Origin of the sequence: Aeromicrobium sp., assembly GCF_037719875.1 — a bacterium.
GTDB lineage: Bacteria > Actinomycetota > Actinomycetes > Propionibacteriales > Nocardioidaceae > Aeromicrobium.
This window is the reverse complement of the sequence record NZ_JBBJMJ010000006.1, coordinates 139,552-154,003: the sequence shown is the minus strand read 5'-3', so window position 1 is coordinate 154,003 and position 14,452 is coordinate 139,552. Positions and strand designations below refer to the sequence as shown.

14 protein-coding genes are annotated in these 14,452 nt (G+C 67.2%); 7 read left to right on the top strand and 7 right to left on the bottom strand.

Annotation, left to right across the window (positions count from 1 at the left end; all coding sequences use genetic code 11):
• Positions 1-12 precede the first annotated feature (12 nt).
• From gabT to WKF39_RS08415, 3 genes are all read left to right on the top strand, one after another.
• Positions 13-1,344 carry a 4-aminobutyrate--2-oxoglutarate transaminase gene (gene gabT / locus WKF39_RS08425; RefSeq protein WP_340387291.1) on the top strand — a complete coding sequence of 444 codons (1,332 nt, stop codon included), beginning with the start codon at positions 13-15 and terminating at the stop codon, positions 1,342-1,344.
• Positions 1,341-2,780, top strand: a complete 1,440-nt coding sequence (locus WKF39_RS08420) for an NAD-dependent succinate-semialdehyde dehydrogenase (protein WP_340387289.1) — start codon at positions 1,341-1,343, stop codon at positions 2,778-2,780. The genes gabT and WKF39_RS08420 overlap by 4 nt, the downstream gene beginning before the upstream one ends.
• A 69-nt stretch (positions 2,781-2,849) precedes the next feature.
• Positions 2,850-4,208 (top strand): NAD-dependent succinate-semialdehyde dehydrogenase, encoded by a 1,359-nt coding sequence (locus tag WKF39_RS08415; RefSeq protein WP_340387287.1) that lies wholly within the window; start codon positions 2,850-2,852, stop codon positions 4,206-4,208.
• Here the strand turns inward: WKF39_RS08415 and WKF39_RS08410 are convergent.
• From WKF39_RS08410 to WKF39_RS08400, 3 genes are read right to left on the bottom strand one after another with little or no spacing between them, the layout of a single operon-like run.
• Positions 4,195-4,803, bottom strand: coding sequence for a Pr6Pr family membrane protein (locus WKF39_RS08410; RefSeq protein WP_340387285.1), 609 nt, complete (start codon positions 4,801-4,803; stop codon positions 4,195-4,197). The two genes, WKF39_RS08415 and WKF39_RS08410, sit on opposite strands and share 14 nt — an antisense overlap.
• A gap of 25 nt (positions 4,804-4,828) precedes the next feature.
• The gene (locus WKF39_RS08405) at positions 4,829-5,422 is read right to left on the bottom strand and encodes a hypothetical protein (RefSeq protein WP_340387283.1); all 594 of its coding nucleotides are present in this window, start codon (positions 5,420-5,422) and stop codon (positions 4,829-4,831) included.
• Positions 5,423-5,434: 12 nt separating this feature from the next.
• Positions 5,435-6,682, bottom strand: a complete 1,248-nt coding sequence (locus WKF39_RS08400) for an FAD-dependent oxidoreductase (RefSeq protein ID WP_340387281.1) — start codon at positions 6,680-6,682, stop codon at positions 5,435-5,437.
• A gap of 65 nt (positions 6,683-6,747) precedes the next feature.
• Here WKF39_RS08400 and WKF39_RS08395 point away from each other — a divergent pair, with 65 nt between their 5' ends.
• Entirely contained in the window at positions 6,748-7,482 is a 735-nt protein-coding gene (locus WKF39_RS08395) for a CatB-related O-acetyltransferase (protein ID WP_340387279.1), read from the top strand.
• Positions 7,483-7,484: 2 nt separating this feature from the next.
• Here WKF39_RS08395 and WKF39_RS08390 read toward each other — a convergent pair whose 3' ends face one another.
• Positions 7,485-8,132 (bottom strand): methyltransferase, encoded by a 648-nt coding sequence (locus WKF39_RS08390; protein ID WP_340387277.1) that lies wholly within the window; start codon positions 8,130-8,132, stop codon positions 7,485-7,487.
• Positions 8,132-8,716 carry an SDR family NAD(P)-dependent oxidoreductase gene (locus tag WKF39_RS08385; protein ID WP_340387275.1) on the bottom strand — a complete coding sequence of 195 codons (585 nt, stop codon included), beginning with the start codon at positions 8,714-8,716 and terminating at the stop codon, positions 8,132-8,134. The genes WKF39_RS08390 and WKF39_RS08385 overlap by 1 nt, the downstream gene beginning before the upstream one ends.
• Positions 8,717-8,792: 76 nt before the next feature.
• Between WKF39_RS08385 and WKF39_RS08380 the strand changes: the two genes are divergently transcribed.
• Positions 8,793-9,647, top strand: coding sequence for a Ku protein (locus WKF39_RS08380; RefSeq protein WP_340387273.1), 855 nt, complete (start codon positions 8,793-8,795; stop codon positions 9,645-9,647).
• On the opposite strand, the gene WKF39_RS08375 is transcribed toward WKF39_RS08380, so the two are convergent.
• The gene (locus tag WKF39_RS08375; RefSeq protein WP_340387271.1) at positions 9,644-10,372 is read right to left on the bottom strand and encodes a GAF and ANTAR domain-containing protein; all 729 of its coding nucleotides are present in this window, start codon (positions 10,370-10,372) and stop codon (positions 9,644-9,646) included. The two genes, WKF39_RS08380 and WKF39_RS08375, sit on opposite strands and share 4 nt — an antisense overlap.
• A 182-nt stretch (positions 10,373-10,554) precedes the next feature.
• Here WKF39_RS08375 and WKF39_RS08370 point away from each other — a divergent pair, with 182 nt between their 5' ends.
• Positions 10,555-11,037: a hypothetical protein gene (locus tag WKF39_RS08370; protein WP_340387269.1), complete on the top strand. Its 483-nt coding sequence runs from the start codon at positions 10,555-10,557 to the stop codon at positions 11,035-11,037.
• 49 nt (positions 11,038-11,086) lie between these two features.
• On the opposite strand, the gene WKF39_RS08365 is transcribed toward WKF39_RS08370, so the two are convergent.
• Positions 11,087-11,854 carry a sigma-70 family RNA polymerase sigma factor gene (locus tag WKF39_RS08365; RefSeq protein WP_340387267.1) on the bottom strand — a complete coding sequence of 256 codons (768 nt, stop codon included), beginning with the start codon at positions 11,852-11,854 and terminating at the stop codon, positions 11,087-11,089.
• Positions 11,855-12,066: 212 nt separating this feature from the next.
• Here WKF39_RS08365 and WKF39_RS08360 point away from each other — a divergent pair, with 212 nt between their 5' ends.
• Complete coding sequence (locus WKF39_RS08360; RefSeq protein WP_340387265.1) at positions 12,067-14,433, top strand: ATP-dependent DNA ligase; 2,367 nt, start codon at positions 12,067-12,069, stop codon at positions 14,431-14,433.
• Positions 14,434-14,452: the final 19 nt, after the last annotated feature.

The following is a 14,452-nucleotide window of genomic DNA, read 5'->3' as shown; positions in this document are numbered from 1 at the left end:
GAGAATCGACACATGTCTGCCCCGCTCGAACAACGTCGCCATCTCGCCACCGCGATCCCCGGTCCCCGCTCCGTCGAGCTGATGGGCCGCAAGCGAGCCGCGGTTGCGCAAGGGGTCGGCACGACGATGCCGGTGTTCGCCCTCGAGGCTGGCGGCGGCATCGTCCGCGACGTCGACGGCAACTCATTCATCGACCTCGGGTCGGGCATCGCGGTCACGACGATCGGCAACAGCGCCCCTCGAGTTGTCGAGGCCGTGCGCCGGCAGGTCGAGGAGTTCACCCACACCTGCTTCATGGTCACGCCCTACGAGGGGTATGTCGCCGTGGCGGAGTCGCTCAACGAGCTGACCCCCGGCGACCACGACAAGCGGACGGCGCTGTTCAACTCCGGCGCAGAGGCGGTCGAGAATGCTGTCAAGATCGCCCGGGCGCACACCAAGAAGCAGGCCGTCGTGGCGTTCGACCACGCCTATCACGGCCGGACCAACCTGACGATGGCCATGACGGCCAAGTCGATGCCCTACAAGAGCGGCTTCGGGCCGTTCTCACCCGAGGTCTATCGCGCTCCCCTGTCCTATCCCTATCGCGACGCCAAGAGCGTCGACGGACAGGTCGCAGCGCAGCGCGCCATCACGTACATCGAGAAGCAGGTCGGCGCCGACAACCTCGCAGCGGTCGTCATCGAGCCGATCCAGGGCGAGGGCGGGTTCATCGTCCCGGCCGAGGGCTTCTTGTCCGGGCTGGCCACGTGGTGCACCGCCAACAACGTCGTGTTCATCGCCGACGAGGTCCAGAGCGGCTTCGCGCGCACCGGTGAGATGTTCGCCTGCGAACACGACCACGTCGTCCCCGATCTCATCGTGACGGCGAAGGGCATCGCCGGCGGTCTGCCGCTGTCGGCAGTCACCGGCCGCGCCGAGATGATGGACGCCGCCCACGTGTCCGGCCTCGGCGGTACCTACGGTGGTAACCCGATCGCGTGCGCCGCGGCGCTGGCGACGATCGAGACGATCCAGGCCGACGGACTCGTCGAGCGGGCCCGGCAGATCGAGCGGCTCATGCTCGACCGGTTGAGCCGGCTCCAAGCCGACGACGACCGCCTCGGCGACGTCCGCGGCCGGGGCGCCATGATCGCGGTCGAGCTCGTCAAGAGCGGGACCGACGAGCCCGATCCTCAGCTGGCGAGCGCCATCGCGGTGGCCGCGCACCAGGCCGGCGTCATCGTCCTGACCTGTGGAACATACGGCAACGTGCTCCGTTTCCTGCCGCCGCTGTCGATCAGCGACGACCTCCTCATCGACGGGCTTGACGTCGTCGCCGAGGCGATGGGCGCGACCCAGTGACCGACCAGTCCGCTCGTGGCATCTTCATCGGCGGCCAGTGGCTGCCCGGCGCAGCCGGTGAGCTCGACGTCGAGGATCCCGCCGATCGCACGATCATCGGACAGGTCGCCGATGGTGGCCAGGCCGACGCAGCCGCAGCAGTCGATGCCGCAGCTGCCGCGCTGCCGGCGTGGGCTCTGACCCCGCCGCGGCAACGCTCTGAGATCCTGCGTCGCACGTATGAGCTGATGGTCCGCGACACCGAGAAGCTCGCGGCACTGATCTCGGCGGAGAACGGCAAGTCGCTGTCCGACGCACGAGGCGAGGTCACGTATGCCGCGGAGTTCTTCCGCTGGTTCGCCGAGGAGGGTGTACGCACCGGGGGCGACTACGGCGTCTCCCCTGCCGGCGGCACCCGCACCATCGTGACCCACAAGCCCGTCGGCGTCGCGGCACTCGTCACGCCATGGAACTTCCCAGCAGCGATGGCGACGCGCAAGATCGCTCCCGCGCTCGCCGCGGGGTGCACCGTCGTCCTCAAGCCCGCCTCCGAGACACCCCTGACCGCGATCGCGGTGACCGAGCTGCTGGTCGAGGCGGGCGTGCCGGCCGGAGTGGTCAACCTCGTCACGACGACCGACGCATCGACGGTCGTCTCGACCTGGCTGGCCGACGCGCGGGTCCGCAAGATCTCGTTCACCGGCTCGACCGGTATCGGGCGGGTGCTGCTCAAGCAGGCCGCTGACCGGGTCGTCAACTCCTCGATGGAGCTCGGTGGCAATGCTCCGTTCATCGTGACCGATGATGCCGACATCGACGCAGCGGTCGCAGGCGCCATGATCGCGAAGTTCCGCGGCGGGGGCCAGGCCTGCACGGCGGCCAACCGGTTCTATGTCCACGCCGCCATCGCCCCGGCGTTCACCGCCCGACTCGGTGCCGAAGTTGCCCGGCTCGCCGTCGGTCCCGCCTCCGAAGGCTCCCAGATCGGTCCGCTGATCTCCGCCAAGGCTGTCGACGGCATCACCGCCCTCGTCGAGTCCGCGATCGCCGCCGGCGCACGGATCAGCCACCAGGCCGACATACCTGACAGCAAGGGCTACTACTACCCCCCGACCGTCCTCAGTGACGTGCCCGCGGACGCCGACATCGTCACCAACGAGATCTTCGGACCCGTTGCACCGATCATCACCTGGACCGACGAGGCCGAGATGCTGCAACAGGTCAACGCCTCGGAGTTCGGCCTCGCGGCCTATGTCTTCGCGGGCGATCTCCAGCAGGCCCTGCGGATCGGTGAGGCCGTTGACGCCGGCATGGTCGGCATCAACCGCGGCCTCGTCTCCGATCCGTCGGCGCCCTTTGGCGGGATGAAGCAGTCCGGCCTTGGTCGCGAGGGGGCACGTGCCGGGCTGGAGGAGTTCACCGAGACCCAGTACCTCAGCATCGACTGGCCGGCCTAGCGCGCAGCGCTTGCCATGACGCACCATCATGAACGTACGCCGACACCGCCCGCGACAGGAGCATCACCGATGACCAGCCCGACCTACCAAGTGACCAACCCCGCGACCGGCGACGTCGTCGAGACCTTCGACGGTGCGACCGATGCCGACATCGAGGCCGCACTGACGGCCACCCACGAGGCGTATGCGTCGTGGAAGGACGTCCCGATCGCCGAGCGGGCCGAGGTCGTCAAGAAGGTTGCGGCGCTGTTTGCCGAGCGGGCAGACGATCTGGCCGCGATCGCGAGCGAGGAGATGGGCAAGCCCGTCAGCGAGGGTGTGGAAGAGGCCGAGTTCTGTCAGGCGATCTTCGACTACTTCGCCACCGAGGGTCCGTCGCTGGCCGCCGATCAGCCGATCAAGTCGATCACTGGCGGCAAGGCCGTGGTGCAGAAGCTTCCAGTCGGTCCACTGCTGGGCATCATGCCGTGGAACTTCCCCTACTACCAGATCGCCCGTTTCGCGGCGCCCAACCTGATGCTCGGCAACACCATCATCCTCAAGCACGCCGAGTCGGTCCCGCGGTCCGCCCTAGCGGTGGAGCAGATCATGAAGGACGCCGGCGTGCCCACCGGCGCGTACGTCAACGTGTTCGCCTCGCACGAGCAGATCGAGACGATCATCGGCGACCCGCGCATCCAGGGAGTCTCGCTGACCGGCTCGGAGCGGGCCGGAGCGATCGTCGCGTCACTTGCCGGCAAGAACCTCAAGAAGTGCGTCCTCGAGCTCGGCGGGTCCGATCCGATGATCGTGCTCGACACCGATGACCTCGACGATGTCGTCGGCAACGCCTGGGACTTCCGGATGTACAACACCGGTCAGGCCTGCAACTCCAACAAGCGGATGATCGTCATGGACGAGCTGTTCGACGACTTCGTGGGCAAGCTGACCGAGAAGGCGCTGGCGATCGAGCCCGGTTCGTTCTCACCCCTGTCATCGCGCAAGGCCGCGGAGACGCTGGCCGAGCAGGTCGACGAGGCGGTCAGCAAGGGCGCGACCCTGCATGCCGGCGGCGTCCTGAGCGACGGCCCCGACGCGCACTACTCGCCGGCCGTCCTGAGCGGGATCACGAAGGACATGCGGGCCTACGGCGAGGAGCTCTTCGGTCCGGTCGCAGTGGTCTACAAGGTCGGCAGCGATGACGAGGCGCTGGCCTTGGCCAACGACACGACATACGGACTCGGTGGATCGGTCTTCAGCACCGATCCGGCCCGGGCCGAGAAGATCGCCCAGCGGCTCGAGGTGGGCATGGCCAACGTCAACTCGACCGCCGGCGAAGGGGCCGAGATCCCGTTCGGCGGCGTCAAGCGATCGGGCTTCGGTCGCGAGCTCGGCCCGCTCGGCATGGACGAGTTCGTCAACAAGCGGATGTTCTTCATCGCCGACTGATTCGTATGGCGGCCTCGGCGATCAGCACGAAGACCGCGGTCAGCACGACGCACGCGACGCCGACGGCAATGGCGCCGTGCTCCCCGACGTCGAGGAAGCCGTAGGGCACGGGTGCCGTCGTGTCCTTGGTCAGCGCGAACACCGGCTCGACGGCTTCGGCGCGGGTCAGCGTGTAGGCCAACCACACCAGCGGGAACACCAGAAACCACATGGCGCGGCGGTCGAACCGCAGACGTGATGGAGAGGCGAGGAATCCGGCGACAGACATCAACGGCACGACGTAGTGGAAGATCTTGTCGTACCACCACTCGATGCCGGTGAAGCTGCCGTTTCCCGCGAGCAAGGTTGCATAGACGATGCCGGTCACGGTGATGGCGACGAGGCTGCCGAGTCGCAGGATCTGGAACGCCGTGCTCTCACGATCAGGTCGGATCGCGATCAGGACGCAGCTGACCAGCACCAGCAGGTTGGACTCGATCGTGAAATAGCTGAACAGGTTGGTCAGGCTGTTGCCCCGATCAACGGTCTGGACGGTCTGGCCGATGAGGGCGAAGGCCACGAGCGAGGCGACGAGTCCGTGCCAGATCCGAGTCACCCCGAAACGATAGCGCCGAGCCTTGCTACCGGGCCTGCAGTGCGTCGAGCGCCACGGCCATCGCTGCCGCCACGCGCCAGTCCAGCTGCCAGCCGTTGTCGAGCACCGGCACGGTCAGCTCGTAGCGGTCGCGCAGCGAGCGCTGTCGCTCGCTGGTCAGGATGATCTGCCCGTCGGTTGCCGTGAAGTCGAAGTGGAACCGCAAGAAGATCGGCAGTTCGCCGATCAGGCTGATGACCCGCCTCGCGATCGCCACTCCCTGGCTGCGCTCCTGCCCGATCGCCGCGAGCCCGTCGGGGGTCGAGAGGTGCCACGTCGAGCGCAGCAACGACTTGCCGAAGTCCTTGCGGAACTCACCGATCACCGCTCCCTGCGCGTCGGTGACGTCGTAGGTCCCACCGAGATCCATCCGCTGGCGGGCCTTGAACGCGAACACCGGCTGCGTGCGCGCCTCGTCGGAATAGAACGTCACCTGCTCCTTGAACGCCATCCGCTTCTGTTGCGCCATCGCGATGAGCGGGCCCTCGACCCCGTCCTCGCCGAGCGCGCGCAGCTCATAGCGGTTGACCATCATGGTGATCTTCTGGCGCAGGGTGAAGCGCTGCGTGGCATCGGTCATGCGGCCATCCTCTCAGCGCAGCGGGTCGAAGCTCGACAGCAGACCCGACGTCTCGCCGCGGGCGACCTGGCCCGCGATGAGCTTGCCGCTCAGTGGACCAAGCGCGATGCCCCACATGCCATGCCCCCCGGACACGAAGATCCGTGCAGATCTGCTGCGCCCGACGATTGGCAGCCCGTCTGCGGTGCACGGCCTCGACCCGACCCACTCGTCGGTGCGGGCATCCCAGTCCACCCCGGACAACATGGGCCTGGCCGCCTCGACGATCGCGGTGATGCGCCGAGGGTCCATCGCCGCCTCGGGCTTGCGAAACTCCATCATTCCCGCAATCCGGAGCCCGTCCCCCAGTGGCGTGCAGGCGACGCGCTGGGCCGGGAAGTAGATCGGTGCGAGCGGCATCCGGGCCGGCTGCACCGTGAAGCTGTAGCCGCGACCGGCCTGAACGATCGTCGTGACGCCCACCTGACGTGCCAGTCGGCCGAGCCACGCGCCGGTCGCGATGACGACTGCATCGGCGTCGAGAGGCGGGCCGCCGAAGACCTGGAGGTTCACCCCTCGCGACGTGGTCTTCAGGTCGCGGACGTCGACGTCGGTCCTGATCTCGCCGCCACGGCTGCGCACTGCGTCGGCGAGAGCGTGGACGAAGCGTCCGGGGTTGACGAACCGCTGATCCGGCAGTCGAGCGCCACAGACGACGGCATCGCCAAGGGCCGGCAACAGCGCGTGCATCTCCTCGCGATCCAGCAGCTCGACGTCGGTGCGCGGGCCCACCTCGCGTACGTGCTCGAGCTCGTCCAGCAGCCTCTGCCGGGCATCGTGGGAGTCGAACGCCGCGACGAACGGCTCGGCCGGCTTGGTCCGCTCGGCGATCCCGCCCGCCTCGATCTCGTCGAATGCGGCGAGGGCCTGCCGATTCGCCTCGGCGAACACCGTCATGGCCGCGCGCCAGCGAGCCGGCGTGCAATGACGGGTGAAGTCCGCGAGGAACTTCAGGAGCCTGGGGTTCGCCGTGACCGGCACGTAGACCGGCGAGGAAGGACTCAGTGTCGCCCTGATGCCGCCGGCCAGTATCGCCGGATCGGGCAGCGGGTGGGTCAGTGCCGGTGCGAGCCAACCCGCATTGCCCCACGACGACCCGGCAGCCACGCCGGCCCGGTCCACGACCGTGACCCGCACCCCCTCCGACTGCAGGAACCACGCGGCCGAGAGCCCCACCATGCCCGCACCCACCACGATGACGTGCTCATTGCGCTCGCTCATGGGTTCATTGTGCGGTGCTGACCTACGGGTCGATAGCCTGACTCGGGAGCACGAGAGGAGCACCAGTGGACGAGCACATCCGCGGCGCGGGGCACGTGCGCCGCATCGGCACGTCACGCCTGCTCGTCGAGCCACCCGTACGGTTCCTCGGCCAGTTCGTCATCCGGGCTGACACGTACGTCGGCGCGTTCACCGAGTTCGGCCGCCAGGTCGAAGTGCAGTCCGCCAGGATCGGACGCTACTGCGAGATCGGCCCCGGCAGCCTGATCGGCGCGACCGGCCACCCGACGACGTGGCTCAGCGTCTCGGCATTCCAGTACAAGAGGGCGGTATGGGCCTGGCATCCGTCGGCCGACACCGCCGAGGTCATCGAACCCGACGCCGGTGGCCGTCAGTCGTTCCGCAGCGTCTCCGGTGACCCCGCCGTGATCGGCAACGACGTCTGGCTCGGCGCCAACGTGGTGGTCCTGCGCGGCGTCTCGATCGGCGACGGTGCGATAGTCGCCGCCAACGCTGTGGTCACCAGGGACATCCCGCCCTACTCGATCGCCGGCGGCCTCCCGGCCAGGGTCATCCGCCCCCGCGTGGCCAACACGCTCCGCGATGAGCTGCAGGAGCTCCAGTGGTGGCGATATTCCCCCAACCAGCTCAGCGGCATCCCGTATGACGAGCCGGCCGAAGCGCTGCGTCAGCTGCGCCCTCGGATTGATGGCGGCCTGACGGCATACGACCCGGGATTCGTCGAGATCCGCAAGCCGGCCCCACAGGCCGAGCCGCCGCGACGCCGATTCCGTCGCTGAGCCTAGAAGCGGTCCAGAGCCACGAGCATCCCGTCCGTCCCGAACACCCGCACCTCCGCCACCCCGAGCCCCAGCTCAGGGTGCTCGATCAGGTATGACTCGACGGCTCCCACCTGGTCGAGCGTGCCCAGCTGCATGAGAGCCGATCCGCGCTCGGCGAGATGGCGACCGATGAGGGCGAGGCACATGCGAGCCAGGTCGAGGCCGTCCGGGCCGCCGTCGATCGCGATCAGGGGATCCTGCGGGAAACGCGAGGTCTCCTCGCTCGGCACCCACGGCGGATCCGCGATCACGAGGGCGAATCTCTCCGCATCCTCCAGCACCTCGTGCATGAGTCCGCACCGTATGTCCACCGGTCCTGACGAACCGGAGTTCTTCACGTTGACCGCGGCGTGGTCGCACGCGGCCTCGTTGGCATCCATCAGCACGAGCGGGCGGGTCACTCCGGCGACCGCAAGGAGTCCGATGTGACCCACTCCAGCGCACAGCTCGAGCACCGGGCCTTCCGGACCGCGTCGCAGCATCTCCGATGCCCAAGCGGACTGCGCGGTCGTCCATCGCCGTGGCCGCAGAACCCGCTCGTCGAACTGGATCGCCAACGGCCCGAACTCCATCACCTCGGTGTGGACCAGCGCGGCAGGGCCGGTCATCAGTGGTCCCGCAGCGCTGACACGAGCTCTGACTTCTTCTTGCCCGAATAGTTGCGAAGGCCCAGCTCCTTGGCGCGCTTGCGGAGCTCGGAGACGGTCCAGTCGTCGTAAGACCCGGCCTCACCCCCTTTGCGCGCGACCGATGACTTCGACCGGTCTTTCTGAGCGGCGGCGTTGGAGATCCGTGCGGCCTTCTCCTTGGACGCCCCTTCGTCGCGGAGAGCCTCGTACATCTTCGGCTTCTTGATGCTGCCAGCCATGGCTTCCCCTTCCATCGGGATCAGAAGACGGCTTTGCCGCCGGTGACGCCGACCTTCGGCCTCGAGGAGCGCCGACGTCTCGTCGGCGTCGTCCTGCTCTTCGGGCATGTGGGTGAACGCGACATCTGCACCCTCCCGTGCGTAAGCAAGGGCCACCGCGCGGCCGATTCCCGAATCGCCACCTGTGATCAGCGCCCGGCGACCCTGGAGCTTCCCGCTACCGCGATACGAGGCTTCACCATGGTCGGGAAGCGGATCCATCTCGCTCGTCCGACCGGGTGGTTCCTGCTGCTGTGAAGGGAAGGCCTGGGTGTCGTCGTTCATGCGGCGTAGGTGCCCATTTTTCCGTGGCATCAAACAACTGACTGGCGCGAGACGGTGAGACTTGCTTCACTTGAGGATGCGATCCATCTGGAAGGGTGCCATCAGCTTCGGGCTGGTCAATGTGCCGGTCAAGGTCTACAGCGCCACCGAGAGCCACGACGTCTCGCTGCACCAGGTCCACAACAAGGACGGGGGTCGCATCCGCTACCAGCGCAAGTGCGAGGTGTGCAGCAAGGTCGTTCCCTACGAAGACATCGACAAGGCCTACGACGACGGCGAAAAGACCGTCATCCTCACCGATGAGGACTTCGCCTCGCTGCCGGCCGAACGCAGCCACGAGATCGAGGTCGTCGAGTTCGTCCCGGCCGACCAGATCGATGTGCTGCGGCTCGACAAGGCCTACTTCCTCGAGCCCGACGAGCGGGCCCTGAAGCCATACACCCTGCTGCGGCGGGCGCTTGAGGACTCCGATCGCACCGCGATCGTCCAGTTCGCGCTGCGCCAGAAGACCAGGCTCGCGGCGTTGCGTGTGCGGGACAACGTCCTCGTGCTGCAGACCATGCTGTGGGACGACGAGGTACGCAAGCCGTCCTTCGACGTGCTCGACACCACACCGCGCATCAGCCAGAAGGAGCGCGACATGGCCGCCCAGCTGGTCCACTCGCTGTCCGAGGACTTCGATCCTTCAGCGTTCACCGACGACTATCAGGAGCAGCTGCGCACCCTGATCGACGCGAAGCTCGAGAAGGGCGCGGCTCTCGACACTGAGGCCACCTTCGGCGAGCAGGAAGAGCGGGAGAGCGCCGACGTGGTCGACCTGATGGAGGCGCTCAAGCGCAGCGTCGACCGCAAGAACGCGAGCAAGAAGGCGCCCGCGGCAGCCACGAAGAAGGCCGGCAAAAAAAAGGCCGGCAAAAAGGCCGCTTCCTAGGCAGGCTGGCCGACGGCGGGCTCGTCGCTCGGCGCCACGTCGGGCTCAAAATTCGCCGCGGGAGAGCTGCGGTTCTCCACGACCCACGCGGCGACACTCCGCAGCTTGACGTTATGGGCCTGCGACTGCCGGCGGAGGAACTCAAAGGCTCGGTCGGCGTCCAGATCGTATCGTTCCATCAAGATGCCCTGCGCCTGACCGATGAGCTTGCGGGCGTCGATCGCCACCTGCAGGCCCTCCTCGTTGTGCGCATTGGCCAACGCCACTGCAGCATGCCGGACGAAGATCGTACCGACCGCGATGTCGTCAACATCGAACGCGTTACAACGCTCGGCATAGAGGTTGAGCGAGCCATAACGTCGAGTCCGGGTCTCGAGGCGCAGGCTCAGCGCGCTGCGCATGCCGAGCTCAGCCACAGCCGGACCCCACTTGAGCCAACGATCGTCGTTCGCGACGTCTGGCGAGCAATAGATCGGCTCACCCTCGATCGCGTCGAGGCACGGCCCTTGGTCGTGCATGATCTGCAGGTTGTGCGACTCACCGACCCGCTGCGAGGTGGCCGCAGCCGTCTCGACCTGGTTGCGGGCGTGCACGAGCATGATGCCCGCGTCGTCGCAGCTCGTCGCCATCCGGGCATACTCGGCGATCCGCTCGATCGTGCGTTCGGCGGTTGGCTCGTCGTGCAGATCAAGTGCCATCTGCGAAAAGAAGGTCGAGCTGTCCACGTGGCACTCCTCGACGAGGGCAATCCCGGCGATCACCCTGCAGTCAATGTATCGCGTCCGGTGGCTCATGTTTGCCTCACTGAAGACTGGGTATGCCCTCAGATAACACGCGGCAGCTCGTCGCCAGGGCCCATGCGTCGGAGCATCAGGCACTGCTCCCGCCGAGCGGAGAGGGGACGTCCATGACTGACCTCAGTCTCGATGGCACCACTGTGACCTTGTTCGGCGGAGGTGACGCCTTCGACAACCAGCTCAGCGAGGAACTGGAGCGGCGCGGCTGCAACACGCACCAGGTGACCGTCCCCACCGGCTGGCTTCGCTCGGCAACACACGTGGTCATGCGTGTCGACACCGATTCCGGCGCCGATGCACTGCGGGGATTGTCCAGCTGCGACGAGCCCCGCTCCCACGTGATCGCGGTCTGCGCACAGCAGGTGGACGTGTCCGAGTCCACCAGGTTCAGCGATCTGTGTCGCGCGTGCGGGGCCCATCATGACGTCTCGCTCATCTGGCATCCGCCGATGGATCCCGGTTCGTCTCCAGACGACCATCTGTTCCCGACCGACGCCGTGATCGCGCACGACGACCTCGCGGCAGCGATCGCCGATGAGATGGCACAACACTCAGCGTTCGACGGCACGCCGTCGTTCATGGCCCGCCCGTAGCGTCGGCGGCCACCGCATGAGGTGACCGCCGACGCTGGGCTTGCAGCTTCTAGGCAGCGTCCGCCATGGCGGCGGAGCTCCGGAGTCGGGCGAGGAGCTTCGACAGACGCCTGGAGATCTGCATCTGGCTCACGCCGACGATCTCGGCGATCTCCTGCTGCGTCTTGTCCTCGACGAACCTGAGCCGCAGCAACTCGCGCTCGTCATCGTCGAGGTCGCGGCACAGCGGGCCGACCGTGACCCAGTCGTCGATGAATTCATAATCCGAGCCGTCGACCGCAATCGTCTCGCCCAAGGGGCGACCGCTGTCACGTACGGGTTGGTCGAGCGACGTCGGTGAGAAGCAGCTCCGCGCCGCCATCGCCTCACGGATCTCATCAGCGCTCGCGTCGATCTCCCTGGCGATGGTGTCGACGGCCGGTTGATGCGAATCGGCCTGCAAGCAGCGCTCGGTCGCGCTAGAGATGTCGGCCTGCATCTGCTGGATCCGCCGCGGAGGGCGGACGCCCCAGCAGTAGTCACGGAAGTACTTCTTGATCTCACCGAGAATCGTCACCGTGGCGAACGGGACGAACTCCCCACGATCATGGTTGAAGCCTCGGATGGCCTTGACCAGCGCGAAGCACGCGACCTGGATCAGGTCGTCGCGGTCGGCGCCGCGGCCGGAGTAGCGGCCGGCGAGGTGATGGGCGAGCCCAAGGTGCCGTCGGACGATCTCGTCCTCGAGCAACGTGCGCTCGGCAGCCTCGGCCGCGTGTGCGGCTTCGATCAGCTGCTGCGTGTCATCGATCTGGAATGGTGCGGGAGCAATACTCACGGGAACCCCCAGGGGGTCTCGATCCGTGCGCGGCTGCTGCTCAACCGGCCCATCCACCATGGCACTGTGTGGAGTGAAGCGCAAGAGTTTGTGGCCCCAGAGGTCGACTTGGCGTGGTTCTTAAGGACTATCTCAGGTTTCCGCAGCCGGGATTTTCCCGCGTGTTTCGCCCGTGTCCACACGGGTACGACCCGATGAGCGAGAGGAGGGCCATGCCGCGCACCAACGACACCCAGATCGTCTCCGTCGCGGGCCACCGCCTCCGGCTGACGAATCCCGACAAGGTCCTCTACCCGTCGACCGGCACGACCAAGGCGGAAGTGATCTCCTACTACATGCAGATCGCCCCATACCTCCTCCCTCATCTCGCCGGACGCATCACCACCCGCAAGCGATGGGTCAACGGTGTCGGCACCGACAAAGAGCCCGGCGAGGTGTTCTTCGAGAAGAACCTGCCCTCATCAGCGCCGGACTGGATCCGGCGGATCGAGATCCAGCACAGCGATCACGTCAACACCTATCCCGTGTTCGACACCGCCGCTGCCCTCGCGTGGGCCGGCCAGGTCGGCGCGCTCGAGCTGCACGTGCCGCAGTGGCGGGTCGACGGCCGCGGCAAGGCCCAGAACCCCGACCACCTCGTGCTCGACCTCGATCCCGGACCGGGTGCCGGCCTGCCCGAATGCGTCGCGGTGGCCAAGCGCGCACGGACGCTGCTGCAGGAGCTCGACCTCGAGGCATACCCCGTGACGAGCGGCAGCAAGGGCATCCATCTGTACGCCGGCCTCGACGGTGAGCACGATTCGGACTACGTCAATCGGTTCGCCAAGCAGCTGGCGCAGGTACTGGAGTCCGAGCTGCCCGACCTCGTCGTCAGCTCGATGAAGAAGAGCCTGCGCGGCGGCAAGGTGCTGGTCGACTGGAGCCAGAACAATGGCAACAAGACGACGATCGCGCCCTACTCGTTGCGTGGCACCGCGCAGCCGCGTGCCGCTGTGCCCCGCACGTGGCGTGAGCTCAACGACGATCTGCGGCACCTGTCCCTCGACGAGGTGATCGAGCGGATGAAGCGTCGCAAGGACCCGATGGCCGACCTCGCGGGCCCGTCGGCCACCAGCGACAAGCTCGCGACCTACCGGTCCAAGCGCGACGCCCAGAAGACGCCGGAGCCGGTTCCGACGCAGCGTGCCTCGCAGGCTGGGACCGGGAGCCGTGGGGCGTCGTTCGTGATCCAGGAGCACCACGCGAGCAGCCTGCACTGGGACTTCCGCCTCGAGCGCGATGGCGTGCTCGTCTCGTGGGCCCTGCCCAAGGGCGTCCCGACCGATCCGAAGAAGAACCATCTCGCGGTCCAGACCGAGGACCATCCGCTGGAGTACGGCTCGTTCGAGGGCACGATCCCCAAGGGCGAGTACGGCGGCGGGAAGGTCACGATCTGGGACGCCGGAACCTACGAGCTCGAGAAATGGCGCGATGGCAAGGAGGTCATCGCGACGCTCACCGGCGGCAAGAGCGGCGGGCTCGGCGCCCCGCGGAAGTTCGCACTCATCAAGACCGGCAAGAACTGGCTGATCCACCTGATGGAGAAGCCAAGATCCAAGGCCAGTGCGCCTCGCTCGATGAAGAAGGGCTTCGTCGCCCCAATGTTGGCGAAGGTCGGGTCGGCGATCGACATCGACGACGAGGACGACTGGGCATTCGAGATGAAGTGGGATGGCATCCGGGCCGTCGCCGTGGTCGACGGCAAGGAGGTCGGGTTGTTCACCCGCAACGAGAACGACGTGACGGTGACCTATCCCGAGATCGTCGACGCCATCGCCGGGTTGGGACTCGACGATGCGGTTCTCGACGGTGAGATCGTCGCCCGCAACGCTGCTGGAGCACCCGACTTCGGGCGGCTGCAGCAACGGATGGGTCTGACCAAGGAGTCCGATGTCGCGGCCGCCCGCCGAGACGTACCGGTCGAATATCTCGTGTTCGATCTCCCGAGGTCCGAGGGCCGCTCACTTCAGGACAGCACCTATGCCGATCGGCGGCGCGAGCTCCTCGGCCTGCAGATCGCCGGCGACATCATCGATGTGCCGGAGGCCTTCGACGGATCGCTGGCCCGGGCCGTCGAGTCGAGCAAGAAGCTCGGCCTCGAGGGGGTCGTGGCCAAGCGCTTGGAAAGTCGCTACCGCGGCGGCAAGCGCGCGGCGGCGTGGACCAAGATCAAGCATGAGCGCATGCAGGAGGTCGTCGTCGGGGGATGGCGCCCCGGCAAGGGCGCACGCGGCGGCACGATCGGCTCCCTGCTGGTCGGCGTCCCCGGCGAGGGCGGCCTCCACTATGTCGGCCGGGTCGGCACCGGGTTCGGCGAGCGCGCCCTCGGTGACCTGCAGAAGCGGCTGTCGAAGTCGCTCCGCAAGACCAGTCCGTTCGTCGACATTCCCCGGGACGTCGCCCGCGATGCACACTGGGTGACACCCCGCGTCGTCGGCGAGGTGTCGTTCGCGGAGTGGACAGCGGGCGGCCATCTGCGTCAGCCCAGCTGGCGCGGCGTACGTTCTGACAAGCTGCCCCAGGAGGTTGCCCTGGAGTGAGGTTCCGCACCCGGTACGA